The 20,712-nt window shown below is 47.5% G+C and carries 22 protein-coding genes and 1 pseudogene; 10 read left to right on the top strand and 13 right to left on the bottom strand.

Annotation, left to right across the window (positions count from 1 at the left end):
* Positions 1-19 precede the first annotated feature (19 nt).
* The 9 genes from ACTQ1N_RS10985 to ACTQ1N_RS10945 all read right to left on the bottom strand — a co-directional run bounded on the left by ACTQ1N_RS10985 (position 20) and on the right by ACTQ1N_RS10945 (position 7,078).
* The gene (locus ACTQ1N_RS10985) at positions 20-175 is read right to left on the bottom strand and encodes a hypothetical protein (RefSeq protein WP_441956777.1); all 156 of its coding nucleotides are present in this window, start codon (positions 173-175) and stop codon (positions 20-22) included.
* Between the two features lie 172 nt (positions 176-347).
* The gene (locus ACTQ1N_RS10980; protein WP_441956776.1) at positions 348-2,855 is read right to left on the bottom strand and encodes a phage/plasmid primase, P4 family; all 2,508 of its coding nucleotides are present in this window, start codon (positions 2,853-2,855) and stop codon (positions 348-350) included.
* 297 nt (positions 2,856-3,152) lie between these two features.
* Positions 3,153-3,623: a hypothetical protein gene (locus ACTQ1N_RS10975; RefSeq protein ID WP_441956775.1), complete on the bottom strand. Its 471-nt coding sequence runs from the start codon at positions 3,621-3,623 to the stop codon at positions 3,153-3,155.
* 4 nt (positions 3,624-3,627) lie between these two features.
* Positions 3,628-4,305, bottom strand: a complete 678-nt coding sequence (locus ACTQ1N_RS10970) for a hypothetical protein (RefSeq protein WP_441956774.1) — start codon at positions 4,303-4,305, stop codon at positions 3,628-3,630.
* Positions 4,306-4,347: 42 nt separating this feature from the next.
* The gene (locus tag ACTQ1N_RS10965) at positions 4,348-5,190 is read right to left on the bottom strand and encodes a hypothetical protein (RefSeq protein ID WP_441956773.1); all 843 of its coding nucleotides are present in this window, start codon (positions 5,188-5,190) and stop codon (positions 4,348-4,350) included.
* Positions 5,191-5,205: 15 nt separating this feature from the next.
* Positions 5,206-5,523: a hypothetical protein gene (locus tag ACTQ1N_RS10960; RefSeq protein WP_441956772.1), complete on the bottom strand. Its 318-nt coding sequence runs from the start codon at positions 5,521-5,523 to the stop codon at positions 5,206-5,208.
* A gap of 29 nt (positions 5,524-5,552) precedes the next feature.
* On the bottom strand, positions 5,553-5,903 hold the full coding sequence (locus ACTQ1N_RS10955) for a hypothetical protein (protein ID WP_441956771.1): 351 nt from the start codon (positions 5,901-5,903) through the stop codon (positions 5,553-5,555).
* A gap of 100 nt (positions 5,904-6,003) precedes the next feature.
* On the bottom strand, positions 6,004-6,576 hold the full coding sequence (locus ACTQ1N_RS10950) for a DUF2815 family protein (protein WP_441956770.1): 573 nt from the start codon (positions 6,574-6,576) through the stop codon (positions 6,004-6,006).
* Complete coding sequence (locus ACTQ1N_RS10945) at positions 6,569-7,078, bottom strand: DUF7768 domain-containing protein (protein ID WP_441956769.1); 510 nt, start codon at positions 7,076-7,078, stop codon at positions 6,569-6,571. The genes ACTQ1N_RS10950 and ACTQ1N_RS10945 overlap by 8 nt, the downstream gene beginning before the upstream one ends.
* A 391-nt stretch (positions 7,079-7,469) precedes the next feature.
* Between ACTQ1N_RS10945 and tnpA the strand changes: the two genes are divergently transcribed.
* From tnpA to ACTQ1N_RS10925, 4 genes are all read left to right on the top strand, one after another.
* Positions 7,470-7,817, top strand: coding sequence for an IS66 family insertion sequence element accessory protein TnpA (tnpA, locus tag ACTQ1N_RS10940; protein ID WP_441205430.1), 348 nt, complete (start codon positions 7,470-7,472; stop codon positions 7,815-7,817).
* On the top strand, positions 7,810-8,172 hold the full coding sequence (gene tnpB / locus ACTQ1N_RS10935) for an IS66 family insertion sequence element accessory protein TnpB (protein WP_321048298.1): 363 nt from the start codon (positions 7,810-7,812) through the stop codon (positions 8,170-8,172). Before tnpA ends, tnpB begins: the two co-directional genes overlap by 8 nt.
* A gap of 279 nt (positions 8,173-8,451) precedes the next feature.
* Positions 8,452-10,101 carry an IS66 family transposase gene (tnpC, locus tag ACTQ1N_RS10930; RefSeq protein WP_441956768.1) on the top strand — a complete coding sequence of 550 codons (1,650 nt, stop codon included), beginning with the start codon at positions 8,452-8,454 and terminating at the stop codon, positions 10,099-10,101.
* A gap of 89 nt (positions 10,102-10,190) precedes the next feature.
* Positions 10,191-11,042 (top strand): C39 family peptidase, encoded by an 852-nt coding sequence (locus ACTQ1N_RS10925; RefSeq protein WP_441956767.1) that lies wholly within the window; start codon positions 10,191-10,193, stop codon positions 11,040-11,042.
* Between the two features lie 72 nt (positions 11,043-11,114).
* Here ACTQ1N_RS10925 and ACTQ1N_RS10920 read toward each other — a convergent pair whose 3' ends face one another.
* Positions 11,115-11,807, bottom strand: coding sequence for an RNA polymerase sigma factor (locus ACTQ1N_RS10920; RefSeq protein WP_441956766.1), 693 nt, complete (start codon positions 11,805-11,807; stop codon positions 11,115-11,117).
* Positions 11,808-12,483: 676 nt separating this feature from the next.
* Positions 12,484-14,241: a hypothetical protein gene (locus tag ACTQ1N_RS10915; protein WP_441956765.1), complete on the bottom strand. Its 1,758-nt coding sequence runs from the start codon at positions 14,239-14,241 to the stop codon at positions 12,484-12,486.
* Between the two features lie 626 nt (positions 14,242-14,867).
* On the opposite strand from ACTQ1N_RS10915, the gene ACTQ1N_RS10910 reads away from it, so the two are divergent.
* The 3 genes from ACTQ1N_RS10910 (at position 14,868) to ACTQ1N_RS10900 (ending at position 16,841) form a co-directional block, all read left to right on the top strand.
* The gene (locus ACTQ1N_RS10910) at positions 14,868-15,689 is read left to right on the top strand and encodes an XRE family transcriptional regulator (protein ID WP_441956764.1); all 822 of its coding nucleotides are present in this window, start codon (positions 14,868-14,870) and stop codon (positions 15,687-15,689) included.
* A 116-nt stretch (positions 15,690-15,805) separates the two neighbouring features.
* On the top strand, positions 15,806-16,585 hold the full coding sequence (locus ACTQ1N_RS10905; protein WP_441956763.1) for a DUF5131 family protein: 780 nt from the start codon (positions 15,806-15,808) through the stop codon (positions 16,583-16,585).
* Positions 16,569-16,841 (top strand): hypothetical protein, encoded by a 273-nt coding sequence (locus tag ACTQ1N_RS10900; protein WP_441956762.1) that lies wholly within the window; start codon positions 16,569-16,571, stop codon positions 16,839-16,841. Before ACTQ1N_RS10905 ends, ACTQ1N_RS10900 begins: the two co-directional genes overlap by 17 nt.
* A gap of 51 nt (positions 16,842-16,892) precedes the next feature.
* Here the strand turns inward: ACTQ1N_RS10900 and ACTQ1N_RS10895 are convergent, their stop codons facing one another.
* Both ACTQ1N_RS10895 and ACTQ1N_RS10890 read right to left on the bottom strand, forming a co-directional pair.
* Positions 16,893-17,258 carry a hypothetical protein gene (locus ACTQ1N_RS10895; RefSeq protein ID WP_441956761.1) on the bottom strand — a complete coding sequence of 122 codons (366 nt, stop codon included), beginning with the start codon at positions 17,256-17,258 and terminating at the stop codon, positions 16,893-16,895.
* Complete coding sequence (locus tag ACTQ1N_RS10890) at positions 17,248-19,707, bottom strand: hypothetical protein (RefSeq protein ID WP_441956760.1); 2,460 nt, start codon at positions 19,705-19,707, stop codon at positions 17,248-17,250. The genes ACTQ1N_RS10895 and ACTQ1N_RS10890 overlap by 11 nt, the downstream gene beginning before the upstream one ends.
* Positions 19,708-19,875: 168 nt before the next feature.
* On the opposite strand from ACTQ1N_RS10890, the gene ACTQ1N_RS10885 reads away from it, so the two are divergent.
* From ACTQ1N_RS10885 to ACTQ1N_RS10875, 3 genes and pseudogenes are all read left to right on the top strand, one after another.
* A complete protein-coding gene (locus ACTQ1N_RS10885; RefSeq protein WP_441956759.1) occupies positions 19,876-20,088 on the top strand; it encodes a hypothetical protein in 213 nt (70 codons plus the stop codon).
* Positions 20,081-20,251 (top strand): SHOCT domain-containing protein, encoded by a 171-nt coding sequence (locus ACTQ1N_RS10880; protein WP_441956758.1) that lies wholly within the window; start codon positions 20,081-20,083, stop codon positions 20,249-20,251. The genes ACTQ1N_RS10885 and ACTQ1N_RS10880 overlap by 8 nt, the downstream gene beginning before the upstream one ends.
* A 48-nt stretch (positions 20,252-20,299) precedes the next feature.
* Positions 20,300-20,602: pseudogene (locus ACTQ1N_RS10875) on the top strand (recombinase family protein); the annotation flags it as partial.
* Positions 20,603-20,712 lie beyond the last annotated feature (110 nt).

Genomic DNA, 20,712 nt, shown 5'->3' with positions numbered 1-20,712 from the left:
GGGATATTTAAGCGACTCCTCATGAATCAAAAAGAGTCCTGCTGAGGATCATCTCCAGTGCCCCGATAATCATGGACTTGTACATTTCTGCCTCCTCAACTTTGTCTGTCTGATGAAGTTTCTCCAATGCTCTCATAAAGTACCTGTACTCTCCTTCTGAAAATGCTGCTTTCATTACCTTTCCCTTCCTATTTCCTGCACAGTGTTTCACCAGTGGTTCACGACTTCCTGTTCATGTGTGACACCCGTGATACTCTTTTTATAACTTTCCCTAGAGAAGAAAAAAATTCTTCTATAGGAAACTTTTATACAAGACCATCACAACCGTCACACTTAAGGATTTACAGTTATCGCCATGCCTCCGGAACTGAATTGAATTCTTCGTCATGCTGTATCCTGAGTCCTCTGACAAAGCTTCCCATCCTCGTCTTGTGTCTGATGAAACCCTTATTCTCTAGTTCCGTATAAAAGTCGGTAGTACTTCTCGTGTACTCTCCCATCCTCATGGAATAATCACGATATTTCTGATAAAGTTCCCCAGACCGTGCTTCTGTCTTTGGATCATCCACTATTTCGCAGCATGCCGTCAGGAATTCCGAAAGCCAGTCATTCTGCTCCCGGTAATCCGCAATCGACTCCCTGACGATCTGGGGCTCCGTGATTTTGAAGTTGCTTTGAATCACCTTCTGTGCGCCTTCTATGATCCAGGAAAGCACGGCCGGTCCTGCCTTCTTCTGGAGCAGGTCCCCGTAATTCTTGGTATCCGACTTGCCTTCAAACTTAGCCTTAAATGGAATCACGATCAGCCTTCTCCAGATACCGTCATCCATAGCTCCCACCTTCGGCAGATGATTGGTGTAAAGCACCACCGTATGAGTCGGAGTAAATGAAAAAGGAGCCTTGTACTTCTTCTCCACGAACAGATCATCCGTTGAACACAGCTGCTTGATGATCGAGGTATTCAGTCTCTGGCCTTCTTCCAGCTCCGCTGCAATCACAAGCCGTTTTCCAAACACCTCGGCCAGCTCCGGTTTGATGTTCCTTCTGCATCCGACCGTAAGAGTGTCCGCAGAAAGTCTTCCTGAATAAGATCCCAGTACATGCAGAATCGTATTCCAGAAGGTGGACTTTCCATTTCGGCCCGCCCCATAGGAAATGATCAGTGCCTCGATATAGACTTTTCCGATGGCTGCCAGTCCGACTACTCTCTGGACATAATCAATCATCTCCTGATTTCCAAGGAAAATCTGATTCAATGCATCCTGCCAGAGGTCTTTCCCCGCATCTCCCGGGTCCACAGACGTCGATTTTGTAATGAAATTCTTTGGTCTATGTTCCCTTTTGCCTGCCAGACCTTTGCGAAGGTCGTAGGTTGCCGATGGGGTATTCAAAAGAAACGCATTCTTGTCGAACTCATGCACATCGATCTGGACCAAAGGCTTACAGGTATCCAGGGCTGCTTTCAGATATTTCCAGTTTCTTCTGTCTAAGACGAATTTCTGGTAAGCCTTAGCGTCTACATACTCTTCATAAGATTTTAGCTGCGCCTCCGTAAGCCCTGCCTTCATACCCTTCTTCATCTTCTTTGCTGCTTCAGCAGCTTCTTCAAATGAAATACCGGAGTCCAGCAGTGCCTTCTTCGCTTTCGCCATCAGAAGGTCTGCGTCCGCCATCTGAAGATCTGTGAGTTCTACCTCTGCCCCGACAGCCAGTTCTCCTGATTCTTTCCACTGGGTACCGTCATACCTCATGTAATCCAGGGCCTGGCTGTAACGAAGCTCTGCTCCATACTCTTTCTCAAGAACTCTTGCCTGACCTAGATCCGTATAATCCTCAGGCTTCAGGGAACCTGCAGGCGGCTTCTCTATAACCGGCGGGCCTTTACTTTGATTCCCATCACTATTCCTTCCCGGCGGTTCATTACCTGCATTTGATGAATTCGGGGGTTCTGTTTCCTGCCCCAGGTCTTCAAAATCATCCTTGTCGTACTGATCCGGAGGAACATAATCATCTGCTGAAGAGGCTTTCTGTCCAAACCTGCAGGCTGACTTCCAGATTGAGATCAGCTCCCGGTCCGGCAGTGGCGGCCTGCATCTGCCGACTTCTTTCAGATAAAGCTGCCTGGCTCGTTCCCCATCTCCGAATCTCAATATGACTCTTGCCGCATACCTGCTGAGAGTAGCATTCCGGCTTCCTTCCGGAATGAAATAGGAACCGCCAGCCGAGCTTTCTGTCCCTTCCTCAGTACAAAGAAACTTCTTCGGAACGACTGATGCGCAGTCCTGGTTCTTCGGGTACTCAGCTTCTGACCTCTGTGCTTTCTCCAGTTCACTTACAAACTGGTCAATCAGGACACTGCCTTCATGCCAGATCACATCCTTCACATCCACAGGACAGCCGAATACAAACCTTGCCGCATCGACCGCGTTCGGATCAAAGAAAGGAAAATACCGCTGAACTTTTGCTTTCAGTTCCCCATACTCCTGAAAGGAAGCAATTTTTCTGATCGGTGCCAGAACATGAAAACGAGGCCTTGCAGCCTCGTTCTTCTTTGGAATCATATTGTGCCGGCTTGGCGTCACGGCATAGGCAACGTCTGGAAAAATATCACCCAGCTTTTCAGGCGTAATCCATTTCTCTGGATCATCCGTTTCACTATTATCGACATCCCAGAAGGCAACATCTGCAGACACAAAGTTATCGTTCATCCGATAATTGTCTTTGTATCTGGCACAGACAAAATCACGCTGCGCTGCCCGACTGAGATCTGCCGGCGACCGGATCACCATTCGGACCGGGTACCTGCAGTTTTTCCGGTTCTGTACACAATAGGAACCGTATAGTTCAAAAGTCATTCCATCCACTTGCTAGCCGCTCCTTCCATCCATGCTCCAGATTTTCTTCATGCCGACTGCCTCCTTTCTTCTTGCAATAGAAAAGGACAGAGCCATTGACTGACTCTGTCCTTAATCTGAAAGCTGAGATCCAGTATGAAAAACCGCTTTTTGCTTTTTCTACTGCTTCACCCGCATATCTGGCTCTGCCGGTATCACCCCTGGGCTCTAAGCTTTCGCGCATTATAAAAATACCACATAAAAGTGGTCCGATTTGACCAGAAAAACTGAACCAAAAAATACTAGCGTCTAATGAGATTAAAAGAAAGTTGTTTTTCGGGCGATATATGTCCTTGCAATATCTGCCAATGCCTTCTTCTTTCTCTTATAAACAGCACGCTCTGAAATCCCATACACATTAGCCATTTTCGAACAGCTCCAGCCAAGAAGTAAAGCATCATTAGCTGTCTGCCGTAATCTGATATCAGTAATGTCAGCGACTGAGTGTTTTAAAAAGTGAATCTTTGCCTTTGCACTCAGATAACACGAAATAATATGTTGATCGTCTTCTGGCATACAGCTGACTCTCTGTTGGTCAAACTCTATCTTCCCTGTAGATTCATAATTTTCATTGTTGACTCCTGCATTCTTCAGAAGTCTTGGTCTAGAAGTTTCCAGATAGAAAACCTCTGCCTGCAGGTCGCCTTCCGAATACTCCTTTCCAATTTTCTTCACCTGCTTTATGGCTTCTTGAAGAATCTCGGGATTCACATCACACTTTGCATCCATTTTCCTAGGTCTGCCTCGCCTTCGTTTTGTCACGAGTTCTGTTGGTGATCCTGCTGTCTTTTCTTTCATGTACCGATTCCCTTTTCTCCTCTACTTCGGTATCTTTTTCCAGTCTTCTCAGATACCCTTCCACATCGCCCAGGTTTTTCCTGCTCCTCACCTCTATAAGGAGCGCACCTCTCGCCTTCTGCAACATGGATGATATTCTGACTCTCCTAGTTCCCGGCATCAGCACCTCGTGAATATACCGCAGCGACATTCGATCCCGATAGAACCATCGGAACACGACCCGCTGTTCTTCTGTCATGCGTTCTTCCATTGCCGCATCGATGATGTCCAGCTGCCAGTTGATATATTCCAGTTCTTCGCAAAGTTCCTGATACTCCTGGTTCATCCTTCTCTGCATCTTCTGCACATAACCGCTCTCCAGCATCACAGATACTCTCTGGGGAATATCGCTGATGCTGCTTGACTGGACCTTGTCCGACCCGGAAACACTTGAGATAGATGCCAGATCTGCAACTGCCATATCCTCCGTGTATTGAACAGGACCAAATTCCTTCAGAGTCTTCAGACGTTTCTGAATTCTAAGAAGAGAGCTGAAATTTTCAGCAAGATAGTCTGCGATCTGCTCTGAAGTATCGTCTTTGTCTCCTTCATCCATTTTCTCCGCTTCTGCCATTTCAGCCCTCCTTTCCGAATATGACGTTGCTTAGCCTTGTCCTTATCGTTTGCGTTTCATGTACCTTGTCCCATATGGAGGGGTACTGGTCCGATCAGTCGTGGCAAATGCACAGTCTGTAGAGCAGAAACCTACGTCCATATGGATCAGGCAGATGTTTCTGCTTTCCTGGTTTTCATGGAATTCGCACCTGGTATTGACTGGCTTCCGCAGCTTTGTCTTTTCAATGGCTGCTTCCTGCCGCTCCAGGTCCTCCAGCTTCTGTCTGCGCATCTGCTGATAAGCTTCGCACTTGAGCTGAAGAATCATTTGCTTCAGAATGCTGAGCTCCTTCTGGCATCCAAAACTGCTTTCCTTTCCCGCTGCCGGACCATAGCCTTCCTGAAACTGCCTGCCCAAACCTCCCGGTCTGAATCGGTATTCTTCGGGAAATGATTCTCCGGAATCCCATTTGCTGACTGCACGGACTACCGGCAGGATCTGTACCAGATTACTGATGCAGATAACAGGAATCCCAAGGCTTTCCAGCTGTCTCCAGCGAAAGACCTGTATCGGCTGGGGACCTTTCCTCTCTGTAACAAATGCGGCAAAGATACATGCACCGGATGAGAACAGAACCATACGGTCCGGCATTCCCTCTGTTTCCGGGAGATCAACTTTGTATGAAAGGCCTCCTGCCCGCCTGACTGCCTTATCAAACTCCTGCTCCATGACACTGCCTGCAGACTTTTCAGCTTTCTTTTTCTGTGCTCTGTTCAGGCAGCTCTTTCCACCGGCTTTTTTCTCTGCTTTCAGCACATCAGCAAAGGCTGTTCCGAAAGTTTCACTGCCTTCTGAGTTCCATACACTTTCTCCATCAAATCTGTTGTCTCTGATTTCTTCCAAGTTTTCTCCTCTGTCTTATTCGGTAAACCGTTTCATCCTGTGCTTCCTGCTCTCATTGATCTCCCCGATGGCCGTCTCCTTCGCAGATTCTCTGAGACGGGCGATCATCATTTCCCCATCAATATTGGAAAGCATCCCGTACCAGTCTCCCCGGAAGAATTCCTCCAGTTCGATCTTGTCAATGACACAGGCTCCGCGCCTTCTCCCCTTCGGAGTCTCGTAGAGGTAGGTCATCGCCTCCAGATAGTCCTGGCTGGCCTGTTCTACGATTGCGGAAGCCAGCCTGATCAGAGGATCCTCATAAGAACTCACGTGAATTGCACTGCCTTTCATGCATCCTCCTTCCTGATGAGACCGGATGCTCACCAGATTCCCTGCGATCTGTATGCTCTGATGTCATCCGCCACTCCCTCTGTAAAGTCCTGCTCAAATGCGCCGGCTTCCGTCAGGTCCTTCCTGTATTTGTCAAGCAGGTCTCGTCGACCGATCCTGGCGAGCCTTCTCATGCACTCCTCCTGTTCTTTCTGGTTGTCCGCCTCATTTCTGTAAAAGGGACAATCTCTTTCCCCAAAATCATTGCAGGTCAGCACCATGCAGTGCCCACGACTGCATGCAAAGCAGTCATTGTGGTTGAAGCAGACCGGTGGTAAACCAACTTTGAATTTCCTGTATGAATGTCCTTCTTCTCTGAGTTCTTCGTTGTCTGTCTCCATATCTTTCTCCGTAAATAGAAGTGAGCCGCCCGAAGGCAGCTCATTGACTTGTTGCTGTATTTATTTTTATGTAGCTAACCTTTCCCAGCGTCGGGAATCATCACTCGAACGGATTATCGGATACTTCTTTATCATCAGCATCGTCAAGCAGATCAAAATCGCTGTCCGCTGAGGCTCTTCCAGTCAGATGGTCTCCGTCTGAGACCTTCTGGATATTCCCAAGTCCGACTCCGATTCCATCCCCTTTCTCTCCTCTGTACGGGAAAAAGGTGACTGTCACATTGCAGTAGCAGCCGGAATACACGTCCATGGGATCCTCGATAGGTCTTACATGTCTGTCCACGATCTGGGGTGCATCGGATGACCTCGCGTTCACGAACATCGCTCCGGAATAAGCTTCATCGTCCGGCCGCTCCTCATCTCCATCATGGAGCGGCATGATCAGATTCTGCGGAACCGTACCGTTCCACTTTTTCGTTTTCCCCGCTTCGATCGCAGCATCTATTGCCTTCTTCATCGCCTCAAGAAGGTCAGTATCCTTCTTGGAAATGATTGCCGAAAGCGAGTACTTCGGCTCCTTGTCGTCCATCGATCTCGGCTCCCAGATATGTGCGTAGCTGATTCTTACATTTCTGAGCATGACCTTGGCCGGGTCCTTATATTTCTTACTCATCCTCGTCTTCCTCCTCTCTATCCTCGTCATCATCGTAATCATTCTTGAAGGCATCCCTGAGAAATCCATTTGACTCGCAGATCATTCTCACCGGAATTCCCCGTTTGGCCGCCTCCGCAATCTCCCTGACCATCCCGGAAGAGATATTTTCCGAGAAGACCCATACTTCGTGGCATCTTCTCAAGGCAGCCAGCGCAAGTTCTTCTGCAAGCCCCCTCTCTTCCTCGATCTCATCATCCAGGAAGTACGGAAGATACAGATGCGGACAGACCGGAAGTGCTCCGATTCTCACGAGCAGCTCGCAGGCTCTCTTCGCTCGGAGAAGATTCTCAAGCACTTCCTGATCTGCTTCATCCGGATCCTCACTGTTAGGACTCAGCGGAGAGCACACATAGTTCAGCTTCCTCCCTGCAACCATCGGCTTCTGATAGATCTTGAGTCTGTCCTCTCTTGTCTGTGCCTTTGTTGAATGTTCCTTTTCCTGCGTCATTACTTTAACCATTGCTTTTCCTCACTTTCGTAATCATCCTCATCGTCATGCGGTACATTTTCCTATGCTTCTCCAAAAACCGCTCCTCCATGCGGATCGGAGGGCTAATATCAAGTCCCTACATATAAAAGGCGTTTGAAGGGCCGAAACTATGGTACCTACAATAAAATTTTTTATTTTTTTGTGAGAATCGCAAATTCCCGGTTTCTGAAGATTGCCTGAAATTCTATATATTTTCCCTAAACCATATGCTAAAATGCACCCAAGATTTTTGTCACTGTCGGTGCACTATAAAACGTAAACGGTAAATATTAAGTGTCTTCTTGTCATGCCCTGATTTTGGGATAATCCCCTTAGACAATTCTTGAGGTTCTTAAGAACCTTAAGACAAAGGGGGAATCTTATGGGCGCCGAGTTATTGGTTACGAAAGTTCAACACAGATCCTGGATGACCATGGTCCAGCAGCAATCTTCAAGTGGGTTATCTGTTGCCGAATGGTGCAGCCAGAACCAGATCAGTACAAAGACTTTCTACTATAGAAGGAAACAGCTGAGAGCTGAAATCCTCCAGAGCAATACTCCAGTGTTTGCTGAGGTGAATTCAGCGGAGCCTGCGCTGCCAGGGTTCGAACAATCAAGTGACTTCCGAATGCAGCTCACCATTACTTTAAACGGAGTCACGATTGGTGTCTCAGAAGGAACATCCAGACAGCTTCTTACCGATGTCCTTCAGGTGATTCGCAATGCTTAAGGATGCAGTCGGTGTTTCAAAGATCTACATTGCCTGCGGCTACACCGACTTAAGACTTGGCATCGATGGACTTGCCTTCCTGATTCAGGAGAAGTTCCATCTTACTCCGACAGAGAAAGGAACCCTGTTCCTCTTTTGTGGAAGAAAGAGTGACCGGATCAAAGGGCTCTATTTCGAAGGAGATGGATTTCTCCTTCTTTATAAGCGGCTTGCTCCAGGATTCCGATACCAGTGGCCAAGGACTGTCGCCGAAGCTAAACAGCTGACACGGGAACAGTTCGCCGAGCTGATGAAGGGCTTTAATCCACTACAATCCGGACTGATCGGCGAGATCCATCCGAAGCGTATTGGATGAATTGTTTGTGCAATACGGAGAAATTTTTCTGTGTTCTGAGGCACTCCAATGGTACCCGGAATCGTTTTTCGAATCTCCTGTTAACAGCTCTGACGCTCAATGTATGACTGTATGTGAGCGTCCGGAAAAGCAGGAATGATCTTTGACAACTGTATATCACCTTCTTCTGATGCCGTCCTGCGATGTCTGGTCCGTAGGCATTATGACGACAGCCCCAGCGGCTGAAAGTGGCTGTTTATAAGGCTTTCAGGTATAATAAGTTCGTATTCGGAGGTCATCATGGATAAGAACTATACACCTGAAAAACTGAATGAGCTTTCCAAGGAAGCGCTCGTACTCATGGTTCTGTCCATGCAGGAGCAGCTTGCTTCTGTCAATGCAAAGCTGGACAAGCTGACCGAGCAGATCGCGATCGCCAACAACTATCGTTTTGGCAGGCACACGGAAAAGCTAAGTGAGCAGGAAGGCCAGGGATGGTTCGATGCGGACGGCAACATCTACTTTAATGAAGCCGAAGCAATCCATGATCAGAACCCGGATCCCGAAGAGCCTTCGATCGAGACCGTTGTCCGGATCAGAAAACCACGTCCAAAGGGAAAGAAAGAGGCTGATCTTAAAGGTATTCCGGTCATCCAGCTTCCTACGAATGACGTTCCGGAAGAAGTAAGGATCCGGGAATTCGGTTCTCTCGACAACTGCCGCCGGATGGATGATGAAGTCTATAAGAGACTGGTCTTCATACCCGCAGGCTGGAAAGTTGAGGAAACGCATGTCGCTGTCTATCGCAGCAAGACCGGTCTTCCGAAGTTTGTAAAAGGTGAAACACCTCCTTATCTGCTTCGCGGAAGCATTGTGAGCCTGTCATTGGAGTCAGCACTTATCAATGCCAAGTATGTCAACGCTGTCCCATTCAGAAGGGTTGAAAAAGACTTCGATAGAAACGGCGTGCATATCTCAGAGCAAAACATGGCATCCTGGACGATCAAGTGTACAGACCGGTACCTCTCGAGGCTTTACAGCTACCTGCGGAAACTACTCATCTCAGAGTATAAGGTCCTGCAGGCGGATGAAACGACCGTTGAAGTAACAAAAGACGGCCGGAAAGCAGGAGCCAAAAGTTACATGTGGATCTACCGGACCGGTCAGTATTATACTGACCATCCGATTGTCCTTTACGAATACCAGAAGACCAGAGGCAGCGATCATCCGCTGGAGTTCCTGAAAGGCTTCTCCGGATACCTGGTTTGCGATGGCTACGGCGGTTACAAAACACTGGACCGAAAGGTAAAAGACATAAAGATCGCCGAGTGCTGGGCGCATGCCCGAAGGAAGTTCTCCGATGCAGTCAAAGCAGCAGAGTCCAGGCAGGTAAAGCTCCCGGCAACCATCGCAAAAGATGCGATCCGCATGATAGCTGCTATCTATCATGCGGAAGGACTACTGCAGGACCTTAGCCCTGAAGAACGTCAGAAGGAACGTATGGATAAAGTACGTCCTCTTGTTGACGCTTTCTTTGCGTGGGTTCATAAGATATCAGAAGATAAGAGCATCCTGATGAGTGATAAGACCCAGGAAGGCCTCCAGTACTGCCTTAACCAGGAATCATATCTCCTGACGTTCCTTGAATGCGGAGAGATTCCGCTGGACAACAACCGCACGGAGGCCACAATCAGAGGTTTCACAGTCGGACGGAAAAACTGGATGATGTGTGACACCATCTCCGGAGCAAAATCCAGCGCCGTGATATACAGCTTAGTTGAAACGGCCAAGGCCAACAGCCTTAACCTGTATCAATACTTCGAGTATCTGCTCACCGAACTTCCAAAGCTTGGTGAGTTTCAATCCGATGAGGACGAAGCTGCCAGCATGGAGCGGCTGCTTCCCTGGTCGGAAGAATTACCAGAGATCTGTCGGAAAAAGAGTCGCTGAGAAGCGATCCTTTTTTCGGGCAGAAAAGCACTGATTATTTACCGTTTACTATAAAACAATGGTGCAGCATGTATAAGGAGGAGTGTGTTATGACGCGAAAAGGAAAATTAGACCTGAAACTACTTACAGCTGTTCTTTGCGGCACGATCACTTTATCTGGCAGTGGATTTGTGTTTGCAGGAGAAACAGAAGCGGAGAAGGCAGCTTTCCCCAACGGAAACTTTTCTGATGAGATGAAGATCGAGGATAATGAAGATCTCGACCCGGAAGCTGGCGCAGATTCAGTGGAACGGGAAGGGGATCATCCGGATTCCCCCTATTTCACATCTCTTGACTACTACAATATGAAAAGTACTGATACGCTGACGATTCTCCCGCATTTCAAAACGATTCAGCAGTCATCCGAATGGTCCTGCGGCGTTGCCAGCGCACTGATGGTTCTTGACTATTACGGGAAACGTGGGAATCTTGGAGAAGAAGATCTTGCAAAGTTCCGCTCCAACGGGGCAGAGCCAGGCGCTACTTCCCTGAAGCAGGAAATGGAGATGTTTGACGGTGCCGGGATGCTTGACAGCGGCGGCGGGTTCAATCTTGAGAGTTCGTACGACTACAAAACTGCGGACGAGCTTCACGAAGCATTCCCTATTGAACGGTTTGCAGAGGAATTAAAAGCCGGCCACCCGATCCTGGTCTGCTGGATTGAATGGGGCGGTCACTGGCAGGTTGTAATTGGGTATGACACCATGGGTACCGACACTACACAGGATGATGTACTGATCATGGCTGATCCGTATGATACCACCGATCACAATCAGGACGGATATATGATCTATGGAGCGGAACGTTTCTACTACAACTGGTCCATGTATGACTTCTTTGCAGACAGCGAAGACTCATCAGAACGTGATTTCCTGTTCCTGATACCGACATTGGCAAAATAATCTTTACTTCTCTTTTCCCGAAAAAACTGGCGGAGGCAAGACTGCCTTCGCCAGTTTTTCACTTATTATGTTTCACAAGGAACTGACCTTCTTTATTTTTTTACGGATTGCTATCAAATGACTCGACACACTTACCGGTCTTATTCTCAGCATTGCAGCGATCTCTTCCTCGGTATATCCGTAAACTCTTGACAGAATAAACACCTGTTTTTGTTTTTCTGTTAACCTTTCCAGCTTTTCTTCCCATCCCTCTTTCCTTATATATTCGTCTTCCGGATTAGGATAACGATATGGTCTGCAGCCAGAGCGGTTATCGTTTTCTTCCTCTTCATTGCTGTCTGCATCGATATGCTTCCCTTCACGAAAGTACCCATTGATCTCAATCTGGTGATCTCCCCTGACGGTTACACCGATCATCCAGGGAAGATTGCCAAAGCTATCTACTCTTTCACTCTGAGTCTGATATACCTGTTCATTCGCTGTAAGCGGAGCAAAGTGATAGGTATATGTTGTACAGTCGCTGAGAAAAAGGACCGTTCTTCCCCAGTCGTTCTGGTAAACAACATATCCGTTTGAATAGACGATATAGGAGTCCGTCTGGAAAACCACCTCCGCATAATCACGCAGTTCCCGGGTATTGGGAATCTTTGGAAGTTTCGAAGTGGATCCCAATCTCCCGATCAGCTCATTCAGCGTGAGCTCTCTGATATCACATGCTGTCTCGTCCTTTGTTTCCTTTCGATCCGCTGCCATGTTCTGTTTCATGTCCTGTCCCTTCTGCGGACGTACACGGCAGTTCTTGATTCGATCGGCGGAAGGATTTTCCTCTCGCCAGATTCTCTGATGCGGACCCGGAATCCCCGGGAAAGAAAAAGGATGCACAGGACAGCTGATCCACATCTACGCACCTTTCCGGACCTCCGCTGAGGAGGGATCCGGAAAGATGTGTATGAATCATTCGCTGCCGTATGCATCCGGCTTTAACTGATTGTTTTATGTTCGTTCTGCGGGAAGCTTGCCTTGCGTTCCCTTGAACTGACCATAGGGTACCAGGTTTGAAATGTTGAAACCTCTGCTGAAAAAGCAGGTGTTTGAAATCACAGAAATGATTGTTTTATACTGACTTCCTGACGGTAAAGGAAAGAAACGATTATAGAAATGAAGCAGTTTATGCTGTCTGCGTGAATCTCAAACACCTGCCATTTCGGTAGGTGTTTGAGAAAAATTTTCTTACGCCGGCATTCTTTTGGGAGGTCGAGTAGGATGTATTCCATCCTACTCGATCGGCTACGCCGCTTCCATCTCATGTGCTTTGCACATTCGATGTTCGCGGTCGCCACATTGGCGCCTTACCATGCAAGCATGGACTGCGCCCTGTGGCTCGTCGCCGTACAAAAAAACCGGGTGCTGAGCAGGCACCCGGAAGAGCTGAGATAGTTCATTACCCATTCACTGGATCAAAGAACGGTTTCATATGAAGAGCCATAAGTGCATTATTACAGGTCTCAAGATCCAGGATCTTGGTAGACTTGAGCATTAACCGATAAATATTGACATCCTCTTTATTTGCGCGGAGATTTTTCCCTGCACTCTCTATCAGTTGTACAGATTCGTCATAGTCAAGCCTGAGAGCAAGGCAGGCTCTTACCAGCTGCTTCAGTGTCGGACCCGGTGCTTCCTGGTCGACTTTCAGCAGCTTGTAAACCTCACTGGCCTGCATATGCATTCTGTCTGCTAAAGCCTGCTGGGACACATTCCTCCTCTCCAGAACGGACCGTAAACTCGCCGGATAATCCCGCGGCATTCTGATCACCAGGTCTGCAAGATCGTTGGCATTTTTCTCCAGGTTTTCGGCGAACTTTCTGAATTCCTCAGAGTTCTGATCCTCCGGAATGTCTGAATCGATCGTGAAATCGACTTCTACAGGGATCTTCTCATTTCTCGCTGCATAGAGGCCCTGCGGTCTTCCACAGCTGCAGCTCCCGACCGGTCTGAACGGGATACAGCATTCATCAATGTGAGACAAAGCATAGGGGGTCAGTGCAAGATTGCCACGGGCATTCCGATACAGGTACTTACTCCTGTTCAGGCAGAAATGGTTATCTACAAAGACATATCTGGAGCTGGTCAGAATCTTCCATGCTTTCGGATCATCTTCCATGGCAAGCACATTTACTGCCGATATGGTATATGTGACCCCTTCCTTCCACTTCCCGGCACAGCTGTGGTCTTTTACATAATGATTGTCTGTATAACGGTAGACCCCCTCTGCCTCCGGATAGCCAAGTTCGACCATCCTGATCCTTGCCATCTCTCGGGAGACATTAAACACGGAAGCAAGCCGGTTGATTGCCTTGCGGATCGTATTGGTGTTCCATACCCCTGCCTGGCTGTCAATGACATCCGTAATTACTCTGAGTGCGTTGTCTCTGGGCACCATCAGATGCGCTGCAAGCTTCGATGCCTGTCGTTCCGACCTTGCGATCACCCAGTCATCACGATTCTCACACTCTTTGGATATAATCAGTCTTGCCGCATAAGCATATGCCCTGCCGGCCATCCTCTGCAGCTCATAGAAATATCCGTCAAGGATCTTATGACTGCATTCATGGTAGAGCGTGCTATCAGTCTGATCGATCTTCTTTGACCTGTCCCGCAATGTCCTTCTGTTAAGCAGGATATCGTTCGGCCGCAGATTCAGCTGCCTCCTCTCCTTTGTATCGGTTAGAACTTCAACCTTGTCAGGAGCGATAAAGAACATTCCAAGAGTATCATCTCTTCCGACCACATCATGCTCATGCACCCTGAGCCCCAGTCTGCCGGCCAGTTCCCTGCCTGATACTCTTCCCCCGGAATGCAGCGTCTCAGGAGTATATGTCTCCAGAATAGCTTCCGCAAGCCGGTCCATGTCCTTCTCACTCTCCAGCCTGGGGAGAAGGTATTCATCCATAGGAAGATACACGTCCGAAGACATATAACTGTTGTCCGCTTCCCGGTAAAGGGAAACCTTATGGCCCAGATATACCGGCGGATTCACCGAAAAGTCAAAAAAACAGGCTGTCAAAAACTTCAGCTCCATCTCCATTCGGGTAAGCCCACCGGAAGGCGTATCGCTCAATACATATATTCCTTCCGTACTGCCCCAGATATGCGGTACAGCAAACAGGGCATCAAAAGCCTGCTTTCTTCTGAGATACACTTCAACCCTGCTGGAAAATACTAGATTAGCCTGGAAATGTTCCGGGCGCTGGGCCATCACTGTATAAAAGCCCAGATATTGGCTGGACATGATACGATATTTCTCGAGTATTCCCATGGGGATTACCGTTCGGAATATCTTCCAGTTGTTCCTGAGATACTCGTCAGGGACCGTTTCCCTGTTTACCCCATAATACTCATCAAGTATTTCTGGGAGTGACTTGATCCGATTCTCTTTTTTCTCCATCCTTATTCCCTTTCGTGTCATCTGAGCCGGTGTACTGGAACGTCATACACCGGTCCCTCCGCAGAATATTCACATCAGGACTCTGCTATTCTGCTTTATTCAACACAGCCGCCGCTTCCCGTCCTGAAGGAAGCAGTTTTTTCGTAATACTATTGCCCCGGTATTGCTTTACTCACCTCCTGACCGTTGTCTTCTGCTTCTTGTCTTAGTCTGTATGTTACTACCAGTGACTACGGATTTCAATAACAAATTTGTAATATTATTATCATTTTATTTCTTGCAATCACATTATTGTTGTGATATTCTGGTGGCAACAGGATAGCCAGAAAGTTAACAGCAGCATAACCGAAGCACATATGCTTCTTAGAAAGGACTTACTTATGGCAAAACCTGAAAAACTGATGAACTTCGGAGCGGTTCTGAAAAAATACCGCAAGAATGCCGGCTGCACACAGCAGAAGCTTGCAGAGATCCTTGGAATCAGCAAGAATACCGTCACTCTGTGGGAGCGCAATCTGGCCAGGCCAGACGTGGAAACGATCCGCGAGCTAAACCAGATGTTCGGTATCCCGCTCAACGAACTATTCGAGATCCCATCGGCTCCCAAGTATTCATTTGCCGAAAGAAAACTGATTGACTATTTCAGGCAGCTTGATGAAAGTGACCAGGCGGTCGTGGTGAGAATGGTCTCAGAGATGGCGGCCGCCAGGGATGATGAACGCTACAAAGCCTATCAGGATGAATATTCCCTTATCCAGTTCAGCGCTACAAGGCCAGCTGCCGGATCTGGCAATGAATTTGTGGATGATAAGCCAACCTACAGATTTGTCCGGAATAATGACCGCAGCATGAACGCTGACATCCTGATTCAGATCAGCGGACGAAGCATGGAGCCCCGCTACTACGACGGAGACATCGTCTATGCAAAGTACACGAATTTTGCAGAAGACGGTCAGGATGTAATCTGCTCCACTGCTGACGGTGCTGTCATCAAGCACAAATCAGGGAACAAGCTTGTATCTCTGAATTCCGACCTTCCGTATGGTGAAAAGAGTGAAGACGATCACGTTCAGATCGAAGCAGTTGTGCTCGGGATCGTACCTTCATGGGACCTTGCAAAACCAGAAGAGATCGATATGCTGGAAGAAGCTCACAGAAAGGAAGTCCGCGCCTTCAAGGATAAATACGGACTCGAATATTGAATTATTTCTAAAACCAGGGTACTTCAGTGCTCTGGTTTTTCTTCAAAGCATCGGTCGAACATATGTGTGGAATCGCAGTAGTTTGTTGAAATCGGAAGAACAGGAGGATGATGAGAATGATGGGTGATAACTCTACAAAGGCGACCTGGAATCCATGGCACGGATGCAGACGGATCTCCTCCGGATGCCTGTCCTGCCCTGTCTATCAGAAGGACAGGAAATATGGCCGGAATCCGTCCCTTGTCTTTAAGACAAAGTCATTCGACCTTCCCATACAGAAGAACCGTTCCCATGCATATAAGTTGAATCCGGACGATAGAATTGTCCATACCTGCACAACCTCCGACTTCTTTATCGAGGAGGCTGATGCCTGGCGGCCTGATGTCTGGTCCTTCATCAGAGAACGTCCTGATCTGACCTTTCTCATCATTACAAAGCGGCCAGAACGTATCGCTGCCACTCTCCCGCCTGACTGGGGCGACGGATACGATAATGTGGAGATTGCTTTCTCCGTGGAAAGCCAGTATACGGCAGACCGCAGGATCCGGTATCTTCTGTCGCTGCCGATTAAACAGAAATCTGTCATCGTCGAGCCCATGCTAGGCCCGGTCCGTATCGGCCGCTATCTCAGCTCCGGCGAAATCAGTTCCGTCACATGCGGCGGAGAGTCCGGTCCCGATGCCAGGCTCTGTGACTTCTCATGGGTATTGAGCCTGATGCTGGAATGTACTGAGAACAACGTGCCGTTCCGCTTTACCCAGACCGGATCCAACTTTCGCAAGGGAAACAAAGTTTATAAAATCGACGAAACCGATCAAAAACTGCAGGCAGAAAAATCCGGCCTCAACTTAAAGATGCCATATGACAAGGAGAGCAACTATGAAGCATACTGCTAAATGGATTCCAGTAACCAAAAAACTCCCGAAAAAAGACGGAAAGTACCTCTGCACCAGCTACTACAGCGATTACATCGGCTGGGCAATAACTGTCCTGGACTACGGCCCGCTCGCAGAAGATGCCAACTGCGGCATGAACGATATTAAAGACGTTTCCTTCCATGGCAAAGGCTTCGGTGAACTGCATGACTGCGGAATAGAAGATGCTGAAAAAGTCGCCGCATGGATGCCGCTGCCGAAACGATACCCTGTATAAATGAATCAAGGGACAGTCTCAAAAGAGAGACTGCCCCTCATCAATTCATATTCAGACTACAACCCTATCCTTAATCGCCTTAATCGCCTTTTCAGCTAAGTGCTGTTTGATTAATCCTTCTCTGGCATAGCTGGCTATCAGCAGTTTTCCCTTATTCAGTTTGCATACAGTTAGGACCTGGTTTCTTCCAAGATCCACCAGTGCTATATAGACATTAGCTCTGGTGTCTTCTTCAAATAGTTTGCCAGCGAAGATTAACGCTTCTCTTAATTTTTCGCCGGTGAGTCTCGGGGCAGGAATTTCTTCAACAGTGCATTTTTTCAATATTGCATCCGTTTTCTCTAGTGCTTTTGCAAATTCTCCATACTTATCCAATGCATATTCATAGATCTCAAGTATTTCTTTATTAGCCGGCAATTTCTGTCTCCTCCGTTTCCTGTTCCTCATCATAGATGTCTTCAAGTACTTCTGACACCGCATCATCGTATTCATCTACTGGGATTTCTATCTTCTCCCTCTTATCGACAACCGATTCGATTACCGGTCTCAGTATAACCTCTCTTGCATACAATTCTCTATGGCTACTCTTGAACATCTGCGTAAGGGTCTCCATCGTTGTTGTCTTACTGATGAGCTTTGTTACCTGATCTGCTTCATCTGCATTTAATAAGTACTCCTCCGACAGTGATTTAAATTCATCTCCTACGATGTCAAGCATCTCATCTGCATCATCTTCCGCTATCAAATCCGCGACCATGCTTGTAGCCTTTTGAGCAGCAATTCCACCTGCCACAGAAACCACAAGTCCTCCGATTACTGTACCAATACCAGGTGCAATCAATGTTCCTATCGCTGCGCCGCCATACCATCCGCCTAGACCACCAAGCAATCCACCTCCTGCTTCGGCAACATTTTTTGCCAATTGTTTTGCTGAGATATCTCCCCTGAAAGTATGATAGATATCAGGAATCGAAACTACAAGCAATGATACTGTTGAAGTAATAACATTGCCACGCAGAAGCTTAGCAGCGCTCTTCATTGCTGCAGCACCATAAATATTGCCGCCTGTCCTGAAAGCATTTACAAAAGTGGCTGCAGCCTTCGGGCCTAATGCATTGACTATAGCTTCACTGCTGCCTACCATCGCACTATTTAATGCTGACTTCGAAAGCTGACCAGCCAGTACACTTATAACAAAACTTGTCCCTCCAACTTGAAGACCAGTATATGCTGAACTCTTTAATGCTTTCTCTACACTCTCTCCATTCCATATGCTGGTTGCAAATTCGATAGATGCACTAATGCCAAATGAATATGCACTTTCGACTACTCCGTTTACAGCATCATAAGTAATTGAGTCTATATTACCAGCTTTCGCAATATTCTTTGCCTGATCGTAAGTAACAGTTCCTTTCCTTACTATTTTCTTTGCATCCTCAGGATTAGTTACATTAGGTACCTCTCCATTCCGAATACGCTGCTCCATTGCCCGAACAGCGTCATCATACTGATCAGAAGGAACCTCAATCTGCATTGGCTTGCCTTCTGCTGTCTCATATCGAAAAACTCCATTCTTATCGAAGCATGCTGCAATTGATGATTGAGCAGTTTCATGATACTTCGTCTGAACCAACTGTTCAGTACCATCAGCAAAAGTAATTTTTCGGTCTGCACCATTCGGCGCATTATCATCTCCGACTACTTTAGCATGCTCTCCTTTGAAGATTCCCTTAATATTATCAGCAAGTGTATTGGCCTGTTCTGCTGCAAAACCATGCCCGCCTTTCGGACTATGGAATCTATATTCATCGAAAAAGCGATTTGCCGTCTTTACATTAGACGCAGTTAAAATTCCTGTCTGAAGCTTAGAGGAATCCTTTTCAGTTTCAGCCTCCGTCTCTTCAGTGGCTACCGGGTCCTTATTTGTCTCATAGATACTCAGAGTATCCATCCAGATATCGAACATATCGCTTGCTTCTTCATTTTCACTATCTGTTCCCTTTTCTGTGCTGACAACCAAGATAACGGAATAATGATCGGTCCATACACACTCTGCTCTTCCGATAATATCCTTCTTATCTTTCTTTCCTACAAAATCAAGTTGCTGAGCCATAGCTCTCTTTCCACCGCCCGATGCCAGTTCCTGGGAAAACTCTGCGCTGTCATACAATGAAGAGATCATATCCGTTGCAGGAACTTTTCCGAAGAAAAGGACCTCATCATCTTCACCTCTGGCAATGGAAAGCTCCGTGACCTGATACCTATCATTAAATTCAAAGCATTCATAGGTACACCCATCATCATCGGTTTTACTTTCAAGTAGATCAGATGTCTGAAATAAGGGGGATGAAACACATAGATGATGCGGTCCCTTCTCCTCACCATCTCCAAAATATTTATTCCAGTTATCAGTAATGGAAGCCCCTAGCTTCGAGAGCTGTTTCTCGCCATTTTCTGAAGTCCATTTCCATGCAGTATCTATCGCTGTTCCACTGCTGTCTACAAGCTTCCCTCCATTATCTACAACCCAGTCTGCCGCTACGCCAAACGATTTTCCAACACTGGTTATCAGTTTCCCGCCATTCTCGACTGTCCATGCTCTGGCATCTTCCAATGCTTTTCCTGTAGCATCGAGTGCCTTACCTCCATTCTCAGAAGCCCACTTTCCTGCATCCTGCAAAGCATCGCCGGCCCCCTGAACAGCATTCTGTCCTTTATCTAAGGCCCAATCACCGGCATCACTCAAAGCATCACCCGCACCGCTAAACGCGTCGCCCATCTTATCCAAGAATCCGCCAGCATAAGCATCGACCGAAGTACCTAGAACCATTGAAAACGCCAATAATACAGAAAGAATTCTTTTCATCGCCCATCTCCCGATAACTTCAGCATAGAAACATCAGCTATTTGAAAAATATTATAACACCTTCATGTATCATTAGGTCTTTGTCTGTATATTACGGCTGAGATTTTATTACTTTTGCAATGTTTATATCTTTCTGCTTTCATATGTAGGATCCTCTTGAGCCCTTCAATGGTCATAACTTTAAAGTTCTGCTCCGGCAAATGCTGTCAGGAATGGTGGAACAGGCACGCCGATGCGGTAAACCGCAGACAGACAGCCATCTATACCTTCACCTGCGCCCACTGCGGGAAAATCTTCACCGCCTACGGCAACCGGCACCGCAAGTACTGCTCTCACGCCTGCTACATCGCCGACCGGTTCGGGGGTGACAGCCATGAATGAGGAGCAGTTCGAAAGGGAAAAACTCTATACCGCCAGCATGGAAATGTTCCGTTTAATGCTGAAGCAGAACCTAATCACAGAGGAGCAGTTTGCCATAATTGATACAAAGATGAAGGACAAATACAAGCCGATATTCGGCGGTTTACGGCCCGCAAATGCTTGATAAGACGGCTTCCCAGAGTGATGTATAGTGACGGAAAGGAGTGATTATATGGCAAAAATCACGAAGATTGAACCGGCGATCCCTGCCGTGATTACACGTAAGAAGGTCGCCGCTTACGCCAGAGTTTCAATGGAAACCAAACGGCTTCATCATTCCCTGTCCGCGCAGATCAGCAGTTACAGTAAACGGATTCAGAGCAATCCGGAATGGGAATATGCCGGTGTCTATGCGGACGAAGGAATTTCAGGAACAGGCACGGAAAAAAGGCCTGAGTTCCAGCGTATGCTTGCCGACTGTGAAGCGGGAAAGATCGATGTCATTCTCACAAAAAGCATCAGCCGGTTCGCCAGGATGCATTTTGCGGGCGCCGGCGGTCGCTGATGCGTTGACCACCGGTCGCGGCGCGGTTATTGAACGGTCGGCTGGCGGAGCCGGTCAGGACTGTTTATGAGTGTGATCAT

It is taken from the genome of Porcincola sp. LCP21S3_C12 (assembly GCF_052118625.1).
GTDB lineage: Bacteria > Bacillota > Clostridia > Lachnospirales > Lachnospiraceae > Porcincola.
Note: the sequence above shows the minus strand (reverse complement) of the source record. Positions and strands in the feature narration are given on the sequence as shown.

Bases quoted from the DNA above. Each gene is read 5' to 3' on its own strand.
- tnpB (WP_321048298.1), top strand. From the start codon at position 7,810: ATGCTTAAGGATGCAGTCGGTGTTTCAAAGATCTACATTGCCTGCGGC.
- ACTQ1N_RS10880 (WP_441956758.1), top strand. From the start codon at position 20,081: ATGAATGAGGAGCAGTTCGAAAGGGAAAAACTCTATACCGCCAGCATG.
- ACTQ1N_RS10945 (WP_441956769.1), bottom strand. From the start codon at position 7,078: ATGGTTAAAGTAATGACGCAGGAAAAGGAACATTCAACAAAGGCACAG.
- ACTQ1N_RS10920 (WP_441956766.1), bottom strand. From the start codon at position 11,807: ATGAAACAGAACATGGCAGCGGATCGAAAGGAAACAAAGGACGAGACA.
- ACTQ1N_RS10885 (WP_441956759.1), top strand. From the start codon at position 19,876: ATGGTCATAACTTTAAAGTTCTGCTCCGGCAAATGCTGTCAGGAATGG.
- ACTQ1N_RS10980 (WP_441956776.1), bottom strand. From the start codon at position 2,855: ATGACTTTTGAACTATACGGTTCCTATTGTGTACAGAACCGGAAAAAC.
- ACTQ1N_RS10985 (WP_441956777.1), bottom strand. From the start codon at position 175: ATGAAAGCAGCATTTTCAGAAGGAGAGTACAGGTACTTTATGAGAGCA.
- ACTQ1N_RS10900 (WP_441956762.1), top strand. From the start codon at position 16,569: ATGAAGCATACTGCTAAATGGATTCCAGTAACCAAAAAACTCCCGAAA.
- ACTQ1N_RS10960 (WP_441956772.1), bottom strand. From the start codon at position 5,523: ATGAAAGGCAGTGCAATTCACGTGAGTTCTTATGAGGATCCTCTGATC.
- ACTQ1N_RS10905 (WP_441956763.1), top strand. From the start codon at position 15,806: ATGATGGGTGATAACTCTACAAAGGCGACCTGGAATCCATGGCACGGA.
- ACTQ1N_RS10890 (WP_441956760.1), bottom strand. From the start codon at position 19,707: ATGAAAAGAATTCTTTCTGTATTATTGGCGTTTTCAATGGTTCTAGGT.
- ACTQ1N_RS10955 (WP_441956771.1), bottom strand. From the start codon at position 5,903: ATGGAGACAGACAACGAAGAACTCAGAGAAGAAGGACATTCATACAGG.
- tnpC (WP_441956768.1), top strand. From the start codon at position 8,452: ATGGATAAGAACTATACACCTGAAAAACTGAATGAGCTTTCCAAGGAA.
- ACTQ1N_RS10950 (WP_441956770.1), bottom strand. From the start codon at position 6,576: ATGAGTAAGAAATATAAGGACCCGGCCAAGGTCATGCTCAGAAATGTA.
- ACTQ1N_RS10970 (WP_441956774.1), bottom strand. From the start codon at position 4,305: ATGGCAGAAGCGGAGAAAATGGATGAAGGAGACAAAGACGATACTTCA.
- ACTQ1N_RS10975 (WP_441956775.1), bottom strand. From the start codon at position 3,623: ATGGATGCAAAGTGTGATGTGAATCCCGAGATTCTTCAAGAAGCCATA.
- ACTQ1N_RS10925 (WP_441956767.1), top strand. From the start codon at position 10,191: ATGACGCGAAAAGGAAAATTAGACCTGAAACTACTTACAGCTGTTCTT.
- ACTQ1N_RS10910 (WP_441956764.1), top strand. From the start codon at position 14,868: ATGGCAAAACCTGAAAAACTGATGAACTTCGGAGCGGTTCTGAAAAAA.
- tnpA (WP_441205430.1), top strand. From the start codon at position 7,470: ATGGGCGCCGAGTTATTGGTTACGAAAGTTCAACACAGATCCTGGATG.